Genomic DNA, 15,186 nt, shown 5'->3' on the forward strand with positions numbered 1-15,186 from the left:
ATACATTTATCAAGTAACGTTTTTGTAGAAATGAGGAGAAAAACATGGAAATCATTGCGACAGCAGATTCAATGAAACAAGCTGAAAAATTGCTTCGCGCGGGGGTAGACAGATTATATGTAGGTAATAGCCGATTTGGTTTAAGATTGCCTTATTCGTTTTCTGTCGAAGAATTACGTGAAATAGTTCATTTAGCGCACCAAGAAGGAAAAAAAGTAACTGTAGCAGTAAATTCGTTAATGCACAACGAACATATGGAAGGGTTGCCGGGCTTTTTAGAGCAACTCGCTGATATGAAAGTGGACGCGGTAGCATGTGGCGATCCAGGTGCAATTATGCTTTTGAGTGAAATGGCTCAACCGATACCGTTTATTTATGATGCCCAAACATTTGTAACTAGCGCAGAACAAATTTCGTTTTGGGAAAAACAAGGAGCGGTCGGGGCAGTACTTGCAAGAGAATTAACAGAAGGCGAAATTAAGGCGATTGCCAAAAGCCTCTCTATTCCAGTCGAAGTGCTTGTTTACGGACCAACTTGTATCCATCAATCCAAACGTAGATTAGTAACGAACTACCAACGCATTGTTGAAATGGAAGATGACACATCGAAGGAACGCGGGCTTTATTTACGTGAACCTAATGATGAAACAAGTCAATTACCCATTTATGAAGATGAGTCTGGGACGCACATTTTTGCTTCCGAAGATGTTTCGTTAGTGCCTTATTTGGCTGATTTATACGAAGCGGGACTGAAAACGTGGAAACTAGACGGTGTTCTTGCGGAATCGGATAACTTTGTTCAAATTGCTGCTTTGCTCGTTGAGGCGAAAGAAGCCGTTATAGAAGGCCAATTTGTTGCGGAGTATTTTGTGAATAAATTAACGGAACTACAACCTAAAACTAGAAATTTAGACGCTGGATTTTACTTGAAAAATCCGGATGATGTGAAGTAGGGGGAATAGCATAATGAGTAAAGTATTAAAAAAACCAGAAGTGCTAGCTCCGGCTGGTAACTTAGAAAAATTAAAGATTGCGATTCGCTACGGTGCGGACGCTGTATATATTGGTGGTCAAGCTTTTGGGCTTCGGTCGCGTGCAGGGAATTTTAGTTTTGAAGAAATGGAACAAGGGATTGCTTTTGCGCACGAACGAAATGCGAAAGTATATGTGGCGGCAAATATGGTTGCGCATGCTGGAGATACAGAAGGTGCTGGTGAATTTTTCCGGACACTACGCGATATTGGCATTGATGCCGTAATCGTTTCTGATCCAGCGTTAATTAGCATTTGTTTCCAAGATGCACCAGGTCTGCCAGTTCATTTATCCACGCAGGCTTCAGCGACAAACTATAAAACATTAGAATTTTGGAAAAAACAAGGCTTAGAGCGTGTGGTACTTGCGCGTGAAGTGAGCATGCAAGAAATTCAAGAAATCGGTGAAAAAACGGATGTTGAAATGGAAGCATTCATTCACGGCGCAATGTGTATTTCTTATTCCGGTCGTTGTACATTATCGAATCATATGGCGAACCGTGATGCCAATCGTGGCGGTTGTGCGCAAAGTTGTCGTTGGAAATATGATTTATTTGAAATTGATAATGGTGTTTCGAAAAATTTAGTTGATACCGATGAAGAACCATTTTCGATGAGTGCGGTCGATTTATCAATGATTAAATATATTCCAGATATGGTCGATGCTGGCGTGGATAGCTTGAAAATCGAAGGACGTATGAAGTCGATTCATTATGTTTCAACCGTTGCAAGTGTGTATCGTCGTGCAGTAGATGCTTACTGCGCGGACCCTGAGAATTATGTGTTTGATCCCGCTTGGGAAGAAGAATTATGGAAAGTTGCACAACGCGAATTGTCTACAGGCTTTTTCTATAAAGAGCCAACCGAAGACGAGCAATTATTCGGTAAAACGCGGAAAATACCGCAATATGCTTTTGCGGCGCAAGTGTTGGAATATGACGAGGAAACAAAAATTGCTACTTTACAACAACGAAATAATTTTGGTGTAGGGGAAGAAATTGAATTTTATGGACCAGGAGATACTGGCTTTAAACAAGTCGTGGAAGTACTTTGGAATGAACATGGTGAGGAAATTGATCGTGCTCCAAATGCGATGATGACGATAAAAATGCCAGTAGATAAGCCTGTGAAGCCATTTTACTTTATGCGAAAGAAAAAATAAAATCTCATGCTGCAGTAGGATTGTCGTGTACTCCCTAAGTAAGGTATAATGGGGTAAGTACATATGAAGGAGGAGATTAATTATGATAGGATGGATTATTGCTATCGCTGTTGTTGTTATTTTAGTATTGATTTATTTCGGTCTATACAACAGCCTTGTAAAATACCGTAACCGTGTGGATGAAACTTGGGCGCAAATTGACGTACAATTAAAACGTAGATTTGACTTGATTCCTAATTTAGTTGAAACAGTTAAAGGGTATGCAAAACATGAAAAAGAAACATTAACACAAGTAATTGAAGCTCGTAACAAAATGATGGAAGTTCCTGCTGACAACCGTCAAGGACAAATCGAAGCTGACAATATGCTAAGTGGAGCACTTAAATCCATTTTTGCTTTAGGGGAAGCTTATCCAGACTTAAAAGCAAATACTTCTTTCATCGAATTACAACATGAATTAACTACTACGGAGAACAAAGTGGCTTATTCTCGCCAACTTTATAACACAACCGTAATGACTTATAACACAAAAGTACAATCTGTACCAACTAACATCGTTGCAAAACTGCATAACTTTACAGAACGTGAGATGCTTTCTATTCCAGAAGTAGAACGCGTTGCACCAAAAGTAGAGTTTTAAGCCATGAAGGAGAGCGAAAATTATGCTATTCGAACAAATTGCAGCAAATAAGCGAAAAACAGTTTTTATTATTCTTGGCTTTTTCATTTTCGTTCTTATGGTTGGCGCTGCTATAGGTATCATTGTTTGGAATAACTATCTGAATGGGCTTATACTGGCAGCAGTTATTGGTGTAGTTTATATTTTGATTATGGTGATGAGCAGTTCGTCAGTCGTTATGGCGATGAACCATGCGAAGGAAGTCACCTCAAAAGAACAAGCACCAGTTTTGTGGGATACCGTTGAAAGTATGGCAATGGTTGCTGGTATTCCGATGCCAAAAGTATATATTGTCGAGGATGCAAGTCCAAACGCTTTTGCGACAGGTATTTCTCCGGAAAAAGGAGCAGTGGCTGTTACTAGAGGATTACTAAATAAATTAGAACGATATGAATTAGAGGGCGTTATTGCGCATGAAATTTCTCATATTCGTAATTATGATATTCGGTTATCAACAATTGCTATTGCGCTTGTAGCTGTAATTGCGATTCTTAGTGACTTGGCAATGCGAATGATATTTTGGGGAAGCCTGACTGGTGGCAGAAATAACCGTAAAAGTGACAATAATAACAGTGGTGGCGCGCAAGCAATTATCTATATCGTAGCGCTGATTTTTGTTATTTTGGCACCAATTATTGCAACTGCTATTCAATTTGCTCTATCTCGTAACCGGGAATATTTAGCAGATGCTAGCGCGGTAGAACTAACACGAAATCCAGATGGACTTATCCAAGCATTACAAAAAATTAGCGGGGATACGAAAAAAATGGAAGAAGTTAGCGCTTCTAGTGAATCTATTTACTTTTCGTCACCACTAAAGTCTAAAAAAAATAAGCCAGGTCTTTTTGACTCTCATCCGCCAATTAGTTCGCGGATTGAACGCTTAGAAAATATGTAATAAAAAAGTAGCAGCCTCTAGAAGAGGATGCTACTTTTTTGTTATAAGTTGCCGATGTACTTCCAGTGGGACTTGCCAGCTGGAGCATCTATTAATTCTACTTTTTGCTGGAGGCGCCATTTCTTCATTTGGCGCTCGATTTGTTGTTCAGAAACACCATAAAATTCTGCCATCGAAGCGGAAGAAGTTACTTTTACTTTTGCTAAGTATTCTTCCATTTGCGGGCGTGCTTCTGGTTCTGGGGAATCATTTAAAAGCTCAGATAAAACGTGCACATAAACTTCGTAACGATGAAGTCCGCTTAGTTTTAATCCGGCATCTTCTATATTTTTATTGAAAAAGACTACGGTAGGATTTTCGCGAATTTCCATTTCTTGTGCTACTTTTTGGTCGCCAATATAGGCGCGTTTCGCAACAGTAGAAGCTAAATCTTTTTTGAATTCTGGAAGATCTAGGCCAGTAGAAACTGCGATATCATGGAGTACTTCCTCACTAGCGATATCTTTGTTTTCAAGGAAATAGGCTGCTTGAATCTTACGTAAGAATGTAATGCCTTGTTTTTTTCCTTGGAGTTCAGCGGCTTTGACTGCAAGACAAGAAATATAGGAAAGGTGCGCCCCTATTTGTTGTTCTTTTAAGCTTAGGTTACTATTTCCGGCGCGCTTTTGTTTACATACAAATGTCTGCAAATTATTATGCAGAACATAGCGCAATTTAAAATAGTTCCCGTACTCCATCTGTAAGCGGAGCATGTTCGCTTCAATATTCCAACAGTCATCACAAGCTGGATCGAAAAATAGATAAATTTCGATGGGCTTGGCATTTGCTACTGACTGATAATATAAGTTTTGGTTAATCATTTGCTATCACCTGATTTTCAAATTCTAAGTATCTTTATGCAGACACTCATTTCAATGTACCAGTGTGAAAAGAAACCATTCACTGCTCAGTAAAAGCTGATACAAAATTTGGTTTTGCAACTTACATATCTATTTTATCAGCGTAATGTAAATTTAACAAATAATTGTCATTGGCTTAACATATTTATTCGCTAATTTTTAAGAATTTGTGTCATTTTAGGATAAATACGTATATTTTATTGATTATCTTCATAGACGTGATGATAAAATCTTGCTACTTTATTTTCGGCGGGGTGATTTGTTATGTGATATTCTTTGAGCAGTTTGTCGAAAATCTCTTTTCCTTTATCGTAATCGGCCACTTCATACTCTAGGTCGAAGTCAGATATAGAACCATAAAAATTCTTATCGAACACAAGTAAACCTTTTTTGTAGTCTTTCTCTGCTCGGATTGTTTTTAGTGAACCGAAAACTTGCAAATCTTCGTGGTGGATGCCGATTTCTTTTAACGTATCGCGAACAGGGCCAACGGGGATATTTGCTCCGGCGATAATGGCAGTTGCTTGGTCAGCGCCGAGGATTTGTGTCGTTTCCATTAAGCCACGTGCTTCTGGTGTTTTAAGCGTTAATTGATATTGTGATTCTAACTGACGAATCCGGAGTGCAGAATTGCGCTCTTTTAAGCCGAAATCAGCTGTATCTATATAATAGTTAGTTTGCTCGAAAAAATCTTCTTCTTTAACACGGAAACTTTCTGTTAGGGTATCGTATTCTTCTTTAGTTAATAAATTGCGGAATTCGATTTCTAGTTCTTTTACCATGAAAATTCAGCTCCTTTTAATGAAATGTCGCATCTAAATCTTGCGCATAAAATTGAATCGCTTTTTTGTAACTTAAAATATTCTCGTCGTTCGTTGTGTTTGTTAGTAGCAGTAGGGCTTCTTGTAAGGCTTCTTTCTCTAAGCCTTGGTTATACTTGGCCATGATGAAAAAAGTCCGTAAAGCGTTGTTTTCCGGAAACTCTTGTAACGCTTTTTGGAAAAGTAGGCTGGCTTTTTCGGGCTGACCGGTAATGCGGTAGGTGCTACCGAGACCGATGTAAGCTTCTTTACGATCGGCATCAGGAAGACCTAGCGCGAGTGCTTTCTCGTAAAAAGGGATAGCTGCATCTTCTTTACCGAGCGCATCATGAGCCCATGCAGCGAAATAATGAAGTTCAGCACTTTCGGGATTATTCTTTAGTTCTCTAAGGGCTGTAGTGCGGGCTGTTTCGTAATCGCCGTTTTGAAGTAAAGTAAGAATCATTTTAATCATCCTTTTTGTTGTCGTTTTAATGCTTCGGTTTTATTTTACCATGGGATTGAAAAAAAGGTTACTTTAAGCAAGGTGGATTAACAGCTTTTGTGTTAAAATATAACTGATGTTGCATAAATTTAATCATGAATATACTTGAGGTGAGCGATTTGAATCATTGGGAAGACTTTTTAGCGCCTTACAAACAGGCAGTGGAAGAACTTAAAATTAAACTTAAAGGAATGCGTTCACAATTTGAGCTTGAAAATAATCATTCGCCAATTGAATTTGTTACAGGACGAGTGAAGCCGGTTGCGAGCATATTAGACAAGGCTAATCAAAAACATATTGCGCTAGATCATTTAGTAGAAGAAATGCAGGATATTGCGGGACTCAGAATGATGTGTCAATTTGTAGATGACATTGAAGTAGTAGTTCGTCTTTTGAGGCAGCGAAATGATTTTCGGATTGTAGAAGAACGCGATTATATTACGAACAAGAAACCCAGTGGATATCGGTCGTATCACATGGTTATTGAATACCCAGTGGAAACCATTCAAGGCGAAAAGAAAATTTTAGCGGAAATCCAAATTAGGACGTTAGCAATGAATTTCTGGGCAACAATTGAGCATTCGGTAAACTACAAGTATCAAGGTGAATTTCCAGAAGCAATCAATAAACGACTAAAACGTGCTGCGGAGGCGGCTTTCCAATTAGACGAAGAAATGTCGCAAATTCGCGAAGAAATCCAAGAAGCGCAAGTCTATTTTTCACAAAACAAAGATGCATCAAAGGACAAAAAAGCAGTACATCAAGTGATGCCAAAGAAAAATAAGTAATTAGTTGTAGGAATAGGGGCGAATAGAAATAATGAAATATATGATTACTTCAAAAGGGGACGAAAAGTCTGATTTGCTGCGACTGAATATGATCGCAGGTTTTGGGGAATATGACATGGAATATGATGATGTAGAGCCTGAAATTGTTATTTCTATTGGCGGAGATGGGACTTTCCTGTCTGCGTTTCATCAATATGAAGAGCGCTTGGATGAGATTGCCTTTATTGGGATTCATACTGGGCATCTTGGTTTTTATGCAGACTGGAGACCAGCAGAGGCAGAGAAATTAGTTAAACTTTTAGCAAAAGGGGAATATCAGAAAGTTTCCTATCCTCTTCTTAAAACGACAGTAAAATATGGTATTGGTAAAAAAGAAGCGACATATTTAGCGCTAAATGAATCAACCGTGAAAAGTTCAGGAGGGCCTTTTGTGGTTGATGTAGTGATTAATGATATTCATTTTGAACGATTTCGTGGTGATGGACTTTGTATGTCAACGCCTAGTGGCACAACGGCATACAATAAATCACTGGGTGGGGCGCTGATGCATCCATCGATTGAAGCAATGCAGTTAACGGAGATGGCGTCGATTAATAATCGTGTTTACCGGACAATTGGTAGCCCGCTTGTTTTTCCAAAGCATCATGTCGTTAGTTTGCAGCCGGTCAATGATAAGGACTTCCAGATTTCGGTGGATCATTTAAGCATTTTGCATCGTGAAGTACAAGAAATCCGTTATGAAGTATCTGCCAAAAAAGTTCATTTTGCCAGATTTAGATCATTTCCGTTTTGGCGTCGCGTACACGATTCATTTATTGAAGATTAAGCTAGCAGGAGGAAGCATGTGTTTTTAGAATGGACAGTAGAAATAGAAGAAAACGGTCTGCTACTTCGGACTTTTTTGAAGAGCAAGCATATTTCTAAACAATTATTAACCGCTGTGAAATTTAGTGCAGATGGGAAAATTGAAGTAAATAATGAAGAACAAAATGTACTTTATCACATCAAAAGTGGTGATCAGGTTAGACTAACGTTTCCAACAGAGCAACAAAATGAACGTTTGCTTGCTGAGCACACCGAGTTGGAGATAGTTTTTGAAGATGATTTTCTATTAATTATTAACAAACCGGCCGGAATGGCATCGATTCCATCGCAGTATCATCCACATGGATCGGTCGCAAACTTTGTCAAAGGGCATTATGAGGCGCAAGGGCTTACGAGTGCCATTCATATTGTAACTAGGCTTGATCGTGAAACTTCAGGACTAATGCTAATCGCTAAAAATAGGTTTGCGCACGCTAGACTAAGCACCTTTTTACAGCAAGGATTGTTAAAACGAAGATATCAAGCTTTTACGGGTGGCGTTTTAGCAGAGCAAGAGGGTTCGATTGAAGCACCAATAGGGCGCAAAGAAGTAAGCATAATGGAACGTTTTGTTACTCCTGAGGGAAAATATGCTAAAACAAATTACGCGGTTCTCGCGCGTTACAGAGCGTTTGATCACGTAGCCATTCAACTTGAAACAGGACGGACGCATCAAATCCGTGTTCATTTCTCTTATATTGGACATCCGCTTATTGGCGATGATATGTACGGGGGAGATACTACTTTGTTGCAAAGACAAGCACTACACTCATGTCATCTGCATTTAGTCCATCCTTTGACAGAAGAATATATGGCGTTTGATTTGCCTTTACCAGCGGATATGGAAGAGATAATTCGAAAATCGGAGTAATAAGTGTTTTAAAAAGCTATTTGGTCATGTAAAATGGAAGAAGCGAACAAATCGCATCAATTTTAGGAGGAAAGAACATGAATTTATCATTAGAGGGAAAAACATATGTTGTAATGGGAGTAGCTAATAAGCGTAGTATCGCTTGGGCAATCGCTCGTTCACTAAATGAAGCTGGCGCGAAACTTGTATTTACATACGCCGATGATCGTGCGAAAAAAAGCATTACAGAATTAGTACCTTCATTAAACGAAGAAAATCAAAATCCGCTTATTTTAGCTTGTGATGTATCAAGTGAAGAAGCGATTACGGAAACATTTGAAACAATTAAGAATAAAGTTGGTAAACTTAGTGGCTTAGCGCACTGTATTGCTTTTGCTAACAAAGACTTTTTAACTGGGGATTATTTAGAAGTAGATCGTAAAAGCTTCTTACAAGCTCATGAAATTAGTGCTTATTCGTTTACAGCAGTTGCTCGTGCGTTAAAACACTTAGAAATGTTAACAGAAGATGCAAGCCTATTAACACTAACTTACCTTGGTGGGGAACGTGTAGTAGAAAACTATAACATTATGGGTGTTGCTAAAGCTTCTCTTGATGCAAGCGTTAAATACCTTGCTATGGACCTTGGAGCGATTGGTGTACGTGTAAATGCTATTTCAGCTGGACCAATCAGAACGGTATCTGCTCGTGGTGTTAGCGGCTTCTCTGACTCTATTTCACTAATAGAAGAAAAAGCCCCACTAAAACGTGCAACACAAGCGGAAGAAGTTGGCGATACAGCTTACTACTTATTCAGTAACTTATCTCGAGGCGTTACAGGCGAAGTTATTCACGTGGATAGCGGTTATCATATTATTGGATTCTAAAGAAAAAACCAGAAGTAGTTTTAAACTACTTCTGGTCTTTTTTTGGTCCGTCTTCTGGATGTTCTTTAAAGTAATAATCTTTTGGTGTTGGTTTATAGTTTGTTTGGACCGGTTCTTTAACGAAATCAGCTAATGCTTGGTCGATTTTAACCCAACCGCGCCAGCTTAAATGAATCGGATCTTCTAAGAAGAACGCTTCATTTTGATATTCTTCTAGAGAGTAATAGCGGAAGCCTTGGCTCTCGATTTGTTGTTTTGTTTTAGCGTAATAACCGTCTAATCCTTGTTTGTTCATACCAATGTAATCAATCCATTTTCCGTTGATAGGAGGATTAATGAAGATGACATCTGCGCCAGCTTTTTTGAATGCATCCATAAGTAGTTGCAAATCAGCAAATTCTGGAGATTGGTCATAACGTAAATCTTTACGACTATCTTTTAGTTCACCTTCAATTGGTTTGATTTTTTTCTGATAATACTTTTCTTTCACTTGGAATGGGTTATTACCAATACTTTTCTCACCAGTTTCTTTCGCTAAATCATCAAGTTGTTTGTAATCTAAATTATCTGGAAGAGCTTTTAGGCCCTCATCTACGCGATCTTGTTTAGAACCAGAGACAGATTTTGATTCTAAATCGTCTTTACGTTCTAAAATTTTCAGTTCGATATTTCCAGTAATTTTTAGAAGTTTTGGATCATGCGGTTTTTTAGGCCCTTTTGCGACAATGTTTTCAAGTAATTTCTTTAAAGTAGAGTCGCTTTGAACCACTTGGAAAGTAAGTAAGCGTTTTGCAGCGTACCGACGTTCAGGCGTATTTTTCGTATCTTCAAGTGCAAATTTGTAAGCATGAAGAGGAGAGAAGTTAGCGCCAAATGATGGATCGGAAACGCCTTTTGGTTGGAACCATTGCGGAGATAAGATTACCGCTACTTTTTTGCCTTTTAAATCGTCACCAAGTGCATTTACATCTAAGAAATGACTTAATGATTGTGTACCAGGACGACCAAGTAAGAATGGTGTATAGCCCTGATCATATTTTTTTGATACTACGCTAGGATGAAATGAATCGACACGAGAAAGCTCTGATGAACCATAAATAGGTAAATAGTTTCCTTCTTTTAAAGCTTCTTTCTGGATGTCTAAGCCTTGGATGACGTATTCGTTCATAGACGTAGCGCTATCCTCTACCGTTTTGGAAGAAACGTGAGAGAACAAGCTGCTAGGTCCGAATAGAACGAAAAGGAAAACCGCGAATGCGACCATTAAAGGCCCAAATGTCATCCACAGCTTTTTTTTCATTATTTTAGCGCCTCAAGTTGAGTAATGATCATTTCAGGAGTAGCCCATTCGTCGCGGTCAAATTCGGAAACGGGAACAGTAATATCTAGTTTTTCTTCAATTTCGATTAATAGTTGAACAGTAGCCATAGAATCAAGCAAACCTTCATCAAATAATTTGATGTTTGTATTTTGTACTACTTCATCAGTTTCTGTAATTTCTTCTAAGATCTCTAATACGTTTTCGCGAAAAGCCATTTTAAATTACCACCTTTAGTTAGTTTTAAAAATTAATTTTATCTAAAATACCTGAGAAAATCAGGAATCCGAAACAAACAAATTGGAATGTAATGATAACGCCGATTACATAAGTTATTTTGTTTTTTGGATAGAATTTGTGTTTCTTGTTGAAACGTTCGATTAGGTCAAATCCGACAATTAGTGTTGCTTGATATAGACCATAAACGATGTAATACCAGTGAAGTCCGTGCCATACACCCATGATGAAAAAGTTAACGAAGTAAGCTAGGTAGGCAACAGTGAACTTGCTTTTAAACCATTTCTTTTTTGTTACCCATAATACGAAACGCATAAATACATAATCACGGAACCAGAATGAAAGCGTCATGTGCCAACGATTCCAGAACTCTTTAATATTTCGCGCTGCAAATGGTTTGTTAAAGTTCATCGGTGTTTGAACGCCAAGTAAGTAACTAACACCAACTGCGAAGGCACTATAACCTGCGAAGTCAAAGAATAAGTACATACTATAAGCATACATATAGCCAATTAAACTCTTTGTTGTATCTACATTGTGTGTAATCGCGATGTCTAGTGGAACAACAAAATGTTTGTTTACTAAGTAAGCGATAATGAATTTGTAGAGAAATCCGAGGAAGATAAGGAATATTCCTCGATTTAATAACGCCACATAAGCTTCTTTGCTAGGCGGATTATCAATGTCTTTTTTAAAGCGACGGAACCGGTCAATCGGTCCGGATGAAATAGTTGGGAAGAATAGTAAGAAGTTAACAAAATCCCACGCGTTATACTGTTTAATTAAGTTATCGCGTATTTCAATAATCATTTGCGCTGCTTTAAATGTTAGGTACGAAATTCCTAGGAAACCAACCATTGTTACATTGTCACCTAAAATTGGAACAACTTTAGAAATGACAAGTGGAAGGATGGAGAGAACTACTGCAATGACGAATACGCCACCGTGATTCAGCTTTTTCTCCTGCCTGTAATGGAAGTAAAGTCGTACAAGTGCAAGTTGCCAGAAGACGAAGAAGATAAAAGTAGCTCCTTGGACTGGGCTTGCAGAGAACATAAAGTATAAAAATACAAGTGTTACAAAAGCATTATAAATTGGTAGTCTTTTTCCTAACAAACCAGCTACTATGATAGGAATTAAAAATAGTACAAGTACACCAAAATAAAGGATTGTACCGTATGGTAAACTCACTTGTTAACCTCGCTGTTAAGCGCTTTGCGGTCAATTTTGCCATTCATCGTTAACGGGAACTCTGTCTTATAAATCCATTTTCTTGGAATCATGTAGGCTGGCATAAATTCTTTGAGTTCATTTTTGATAGCTGCACTTAGCTGGTATTCTTTTTCGAAGTCGTTGGCAGTTGGGATGACCTGAGCGACCAACATATCTACCTTTTCGTCTTTCATTTTAGGAATAATAGCGCAGTTTTGGATGTAACTTACTTTTTTAAGATTGTTTTCAATATCTTCTAGCTCGATTCGATAACCATGAAGTTTAATTTGGAAATCTAGGCGTCCTTGGAAGAATAGGTAACCGTCTTTGATAATACCGGAATCACCAGTATGATAAGCTTGGTAGCCTTTATAATCAAAGAATACTTGGTCTGTTTTTTCTGGTTCATTTAAATAACCTTTGGAAACACTTGCACCGATTAGGATGATTTCTCCTTTTTCACCATCTGGAAGAATTTCGCCAGTTTCTTGGTCTACAATGTGTAAACGCATATCTGGTTTAATAACGCCAAGTGGTAAACTTGGATATGCATCGATAAGCTCACGAGTTACTTTTACTTGTGTTACGGCAACTGTTGCTTCGGTTGGGCCATAAGTGTTGTAAATCACTGCATCTGGGAAACGGTCAAGTAATTCAGTTGCTGTTTTCTTAGCAAGTACTTCACCGCAGAATAAGAAGCGAGTCAAGCTAGGGTTATTTTCTTGGTTAAAGTTTTCATCTAGTAAACACAAGTCTGCGAAAGAAGGAGTGGAAACCCATACGTCAAAGTTTTGCGCAGGAATTTCACGATATAGATCTTTCATGTTCGCAGTAATTGTTTTATCAAGTGGTACGAGTGTTCCACCGGATAGTAAGCTTGGATATAAATCCATCACAGACAAGTCGAACGAGAATGGCGCTTGGTTTAAGAAGCGTAATCCTTGTCTTAACGAAAAGTCTTGTAAAATCCAGTTGCTAAAGCTTACTAGGTTGTTTTGGCTGATTTGAACGCCTTTTGGATTCCCAGTACTTCCCGATGTGTAAATAATATAGTAGTTATCATCATTTTTTACACATTCAGTTTTATCTGGTACTTCTTCAAAATGTTTTTCTAGAGCATCCATTAGTTGATTTTGTGATAGCACGGGGCAACCAGTAATTGTAAGGTTGCTCGGTAATTCTTCTGTGCAAATAAACATAGAAGGATCAGCCGCTTTTTTAATTTGTTCTATACGTTCAACTGGCATAGAAACATCTACTGGTACGTAAGCTCGACCTGATTTGATAGAGCCTAAAAATGCAACTAGCATTAGTGGAGACATGTGACCATAGACGATAATCGGTTTTTCTTTGTCAGTATTTAGATTTTTTAGTAGAAAAGAGCCAAATGCATCCGACTGCCGTTTTAGTTCTTTGTAAGAAAGACGTGTGCCGGCATATTCGTAGCAAGGGAAATCCGGTGTCTTTTCTGCCCATGCATCAATTCTTTCGATGATACTCGTTGTCATAATTGATATTCCCATTTTTTAACAGTCCTTTCTTTTTTAGAATTCGTTGTAAATGAATTTCGCACCTTCAGGGTTTTTGAAACCATAAAACCAAAGCAATCCAAGCAGAATAGCTAAGTAGAAAACAGTTTTCATAGTAAAGATAGTCGCTGGATGATGCAAAAATAGTTTTACTCTGTTCATAAATCCACCTCTTTATTATTTCAGTTGTGTTACAAATATTAAAAATAAACGTTTAATACTTACTTACTGTAATACATCTGTCTTTAAATGTCTAATTACATTTTTGTAAGGTTAGAAAAATAAACATATTTTGAACTTAAAAGTGTCGGCGAGTATAATGAAACTATAGATATAGCAAGGGTTTAATGCTAAGCGTGGAGGAGGAGAAATGATGAATCAAAAGAAAATTGCTGGAGAAAAAGCGTGTGAATGGATTAAAGATGGCATGATTGTGGGGCTTGGGACGGGAAGTACGGTATATTACACGATTGAAAAACTAGGTGACATGGTCGCGAAAGGCTTACAGATTACTGGGGTTGCCACTTCGGAAGAAACTGCGAAACAAGCAGAAAAGCTAGGAATTCCTTTGAAATCGCTAAATGATGTGACAGAAATTGATGTCACAATTGATGGTGCGGATGAAATTGATGCCGACTTTCAGGGAATCAAAGGTGGAGGAGGCGCACTTTTACGTGAAAAAATGGTTGCGAATGCGAGTTTGAAAAATATTTGGGTTGTGAGCGAGGAGAAGCTTGTAAGGAACTTGGGTGAATTTCCACTGCCGCTCGAAGTAATTCCTTTTGGTTGGAAGCAAATTCAGCGCGAACTGGAAAAAGACGATATTGAAACGAACTTGCGGAAACAATCTTCTGGTGTAGTGTATGTGACAAACAATGGCAACTATATTTTGGATATTGTAAATCAAACATTTACGGATACGGCAATGTGGCAAGAAAAATTAGCGCAAATTCCAGGTGTCATGGAACATGGTTTATTTCTTGATTATGTAGATATGATTATTTGCGGCAAAGCGAACGGAGAAATTGAGCTCATAAAAAAATAGTTATTTCTTCTATATAAAAGAAATAACTATCTTCGTATCATATTGTTTTTTTCATTTCCTTGTGTTCAATGCCTGCATCGAGGAATATATCCGAGCAAGTTTCGTAGCCTAGCTTTTCATAGAAGGGAATGGCAGTTACTTGTGCGCCTAATTTTAATTTAGTTAAGCCGCGCGTTTTGGCTTCTAATTCAATCGCCGCCATGATTCTACGGCCGCTACCAGTACCACGAGCTATTTTTTGAGTGCAAATGCGTTCGACCTTGCCGTAATCATCTGCCACACGGAATCTACCTGTTGCAAGCGGTGTGCCGTCTTCTGCGTAGTCAACGAACATGACAACGGAGTCCATTTCATCAAATTCATCCCATTCTAGTGCGGGATCGACATGTTGCTCGACGACAAATACGTCGTTTCTAATTTTTAATGCGGCTTGTTTGCCGATTTCATCTGTTACTTTCTTTACGGTCAAGTTGTTTCCGTCC

At 38.3% G+C, this 15,186-nt stretch carries 18 protein-coding genes; 9 read left to right on the top strand and 9 right to left on the bottom strand.

Annotated features, from left to right (window positions below):
- The first annotated feature begins 44 nt into the window (after positions 1 to 44).
- The 4 genes from HCX62_RS03495 (at position 45) to htpX (ending at position 3,770) form a co-directional block, all read left to right on the top strand.
- Positions 45 to 953: a peptidase U32 family protein gene (locus HCX62_RS03495; protein ID WP_185637040.1), complete on the top strand. Its 909-nt coding sequence runs from the start codon at positions 45 to 47 to the stop codon at positions 951 to 953.
- A gap of 13 nt (positions 954 to 966) precedes the next feature.
- Positions 967 to 2,193: a peptidase U32 family protein gene (locus HCX62_RS03500; RefSeq protein ID WP_185529579.1), complete on the top strand. Its 1,227-nt coding sequence runs from the start codon at positions 967 to 969 to the stop codon at positions 2,191 to 2,193.
- 82 nt (positions 2,194 to 2,275) lie between these two features.
- On the top strand, positions 2,276 to 2,833 hold the full coding sequence (locus tag HCX62_RS03505) for a LemA family protein (protein ID WP_008947345.1): 558 nt from the start codon (positions 2,276 to 2,278) through the stop codon (positions 2,831 to 2,833).
- A 22-nt stretch (positions 2,834 to 2,855) separates the two neighbouring features.
- Positions 2,856 to 3,770, top strand: coding sequence for a zinc metalloprotease HtpX (gene htpX, locus HCX62_RS03510; RefSeq protein WP_185637041.1), 915 nt, complete (start codon positions 2,856 to 2,858; stop codon positions 3,768 to 3,770).
- Positions 3,771 to 3,811: 41 nt separating this feature from the next.
- Here the strand turns inward: htpX and yjbH are convergent, their stop codons facing one another.
- The 3 genes from yjbH to HCX62_RS03525 form a co-directional block, all read right to left on the bottom strand.
- Positions 3,812 to 4,630 carry a protease adaptor protein YjbH gene (yjbH, locus tag HCX62_RS03515; protein ID WP_185637042.1) on the bottom strand — a complete coding sequence of 273 codons (819 nt, stop codon included), beginning with the start codon at positions 4,628 to 4,630 and terminating at the stop codon, positions 3,812 to 3,814.
- A 236-nt stretch (positions 4,631 to 4,866) separates the two neighbouring features.
- Positions 4,867 to 5,451: a CYTH domain-containing protein gene (locus tag HCX62_RS03520; protein WP_185637043.1), complete on the bottom strand. Its 585-nt coding sequence runs from the start codon at positions 5,449 to 5,451 to the stop codon at positions 4,867 to 4,869.
- Positions 5,452 to 5,467: 16 nt separating this feature from the next.
- Complete coding sequence (locus tag HCX62_RS03525; protein WP_185637044.1) at positions 5,468 to 5,935, bottom strand: tetratricopeptide repeat protein; 468 nt, start codon at positions 5,933 to 5,935, stop codon at positions 5,468 to 5,470.
- A 158-nt stretch (positions 5,936 to 6,093) separates the two neighbouring features.
- On the opposite strand from HCX62_RS03525, the gene yjbM reads away from it, so the two are divergent.
- From yjbM to fabI, 4 genes are all read left to right on the top strand, one after another.
- Positions 6,094 to 6,762: a GTP diphosphokinase gene (gene yjbM / locus HCX62_RS03530; protein WP_185637045.1), complete on the top strand. Its 669-nt coding sequence runs from the start codon at positions 6,094 to 6,096 to the stop codon at positions 6,760 to 6,762.
- Between the two features lie 31 nt (positions 6,763 to 6,793).
- On the top strand, positions 6,794 to 7,588 hold the full coding sequence (locus HCX62_RS03535; protein ID WP_185637046.1) for an NAD kinase: 795 nt from the start codon (positions 6,794 to 6,796) through the stop codon (positions 7,586 to 7,588).
- 18 nt (positions 7,589 to 7,606) lie between these two features.
- A complete protein-coding gene (locus HCX62_RS03540; protein WP_185637047.1) occupies positions 7,607 to 8,497 on the top strand; it encodes an RluA family pseudouridine synthase in 891 nt (296 codons plus the stop codon).
- Between the two features lie 77 nt (positions 8,498 to 8,574).
- Positions 8,575 to 9,363 carry an enoyl-ACP reductase FabI gene (gene fabI / locus HCX62_RS03545; RefSeq protein ID WP_185575589.1) on the top strand — a complete coding sequence of 263 codons (789 nt, stop codon included), beginning with the start codon at positions 8,575 to 8,577 and terminating at the stop codon, positions 9,361 to 9,363.
- 25 nt (positions 9,364 to 9,388) lie between these two features.
- Here the strand turns inward: fabI and dltD are convergent, their stop codons facing one another.
- From dltD to HCX62_RS03570, 5 genes are read right to left on the bottom strand one after another with little or no spacing between them, the layout of a single operon-like run.
- Entirely contained in the window at positions 9,389 to 10,663 is a 1,275-nt protein-coding gene (dltD, locus tag HCX62_RS03550) for a D-alanyl-lipoteichoic acid biosynthesis protein DltD (protein WP_185637048.1), read from the bottom strand.
- The gene (dltC, locus tag HCX62_RS03555) at positions 10,663 to 10,899 is read right to left on the bottom strand and encodes a D-alanine--poly(phosphoribitol) ligase subunit DltC (protein WP_003722794.1); all 237 of its coding nucleotides are present in this window, start codon (positions 10,897 to 10,899) and stop codon (positions 10,663 to 10,665) included. The genes dltD and dltC overlap by 1 nt, the downstream gene beginning before the upstream one ends.
- Before the next feature lie 25 nt (positions 10,900 to 10,924).
- The gene (gene dltB / locus HCX62_RS03560; protein WP_185502521.1) at positions 10,925 to 12,109 is read right to left on the bottom strand and encodes a D-alanyl-lipoteichoic acid biosynthesis protein DltB; all 1,185 of its coding nucleotides are present in this window, start codon (positions 12,107 to 12,109) and stop codon (positions 10,925 to 10,927) included.
- Positions 12,106 to 13,638: a D-alanine--poly(phosphoribitol) ligase subunit DltA gene (gene dltA / locus HCX62_RS03565; protein ID WP_185638015.1), complete on the bottom strand. Its 1,533-nt coding sequence runs from the start codon at positions 13,636 to 13,638 to the stop codon at positions 12,106 to 12,108. The genes dltB and dltA overlap by 4 nt, the downstream gene beginning before the upstream one ends.
- 36 nt (positions 13,639 to 13,674) lie before the next feature.
- Positions 13,675 to 13,821, bottom strand: a complete 147-nt coding sequence (locus tag HCX62_RS03570) for a teichoic acid D-Ala incorporation-associated protein DltX (RefSeq protein WP_008947356.1) — start codon at positions 13,819 to 13,821, stop codon at positions 13,675 to 13,677.
- Between the two features lie 208 nt (positions 13,822 to 14,029).
- Between HCX62_RS03570 and rpiA the strand changes: the two genes are divergently transcribed.
- A complete protein-coding gene (gene rpiA / locus HCX62_RS03575) occupies positions 14,030 to 14,704 on the top strand; it encodes a ribose-5-phosphate isomerase RpiA (protein ID WP_185637049.1) in 675 nt (224 codons plus the stop codon).
- Between the two features lie 37 nt (positions 14,705 to 14,741).
- On the opposite strand, the gene HCX62_RS03580 is transcribed toward rpiA, so the two are convergent.
- The gene (locus HCX62_RS03580) at positions 14,742 to 15,173 is read right to left on the bottom strand and encodes a GNAT family N-acetyltransferase (RefSeq protein ID WP_185637050.1); all 432 of its coding nucleotides are present in this window, start codon (positions 15,171 to 15,173) and stop codon (positions 14,742 to 14,744) included.
- Positions 15,174 to 15,186 lie beyond the last annotated feature (13 nt).

It is taken from the genome of Listeria swaminathanii (genome assembly GCF_014229645.1).
GTDB lineage: Bacteria > Bacillota > Bacilli > Lactobacillales > Listeriaceae > Listeria > Listeria swaminathanii.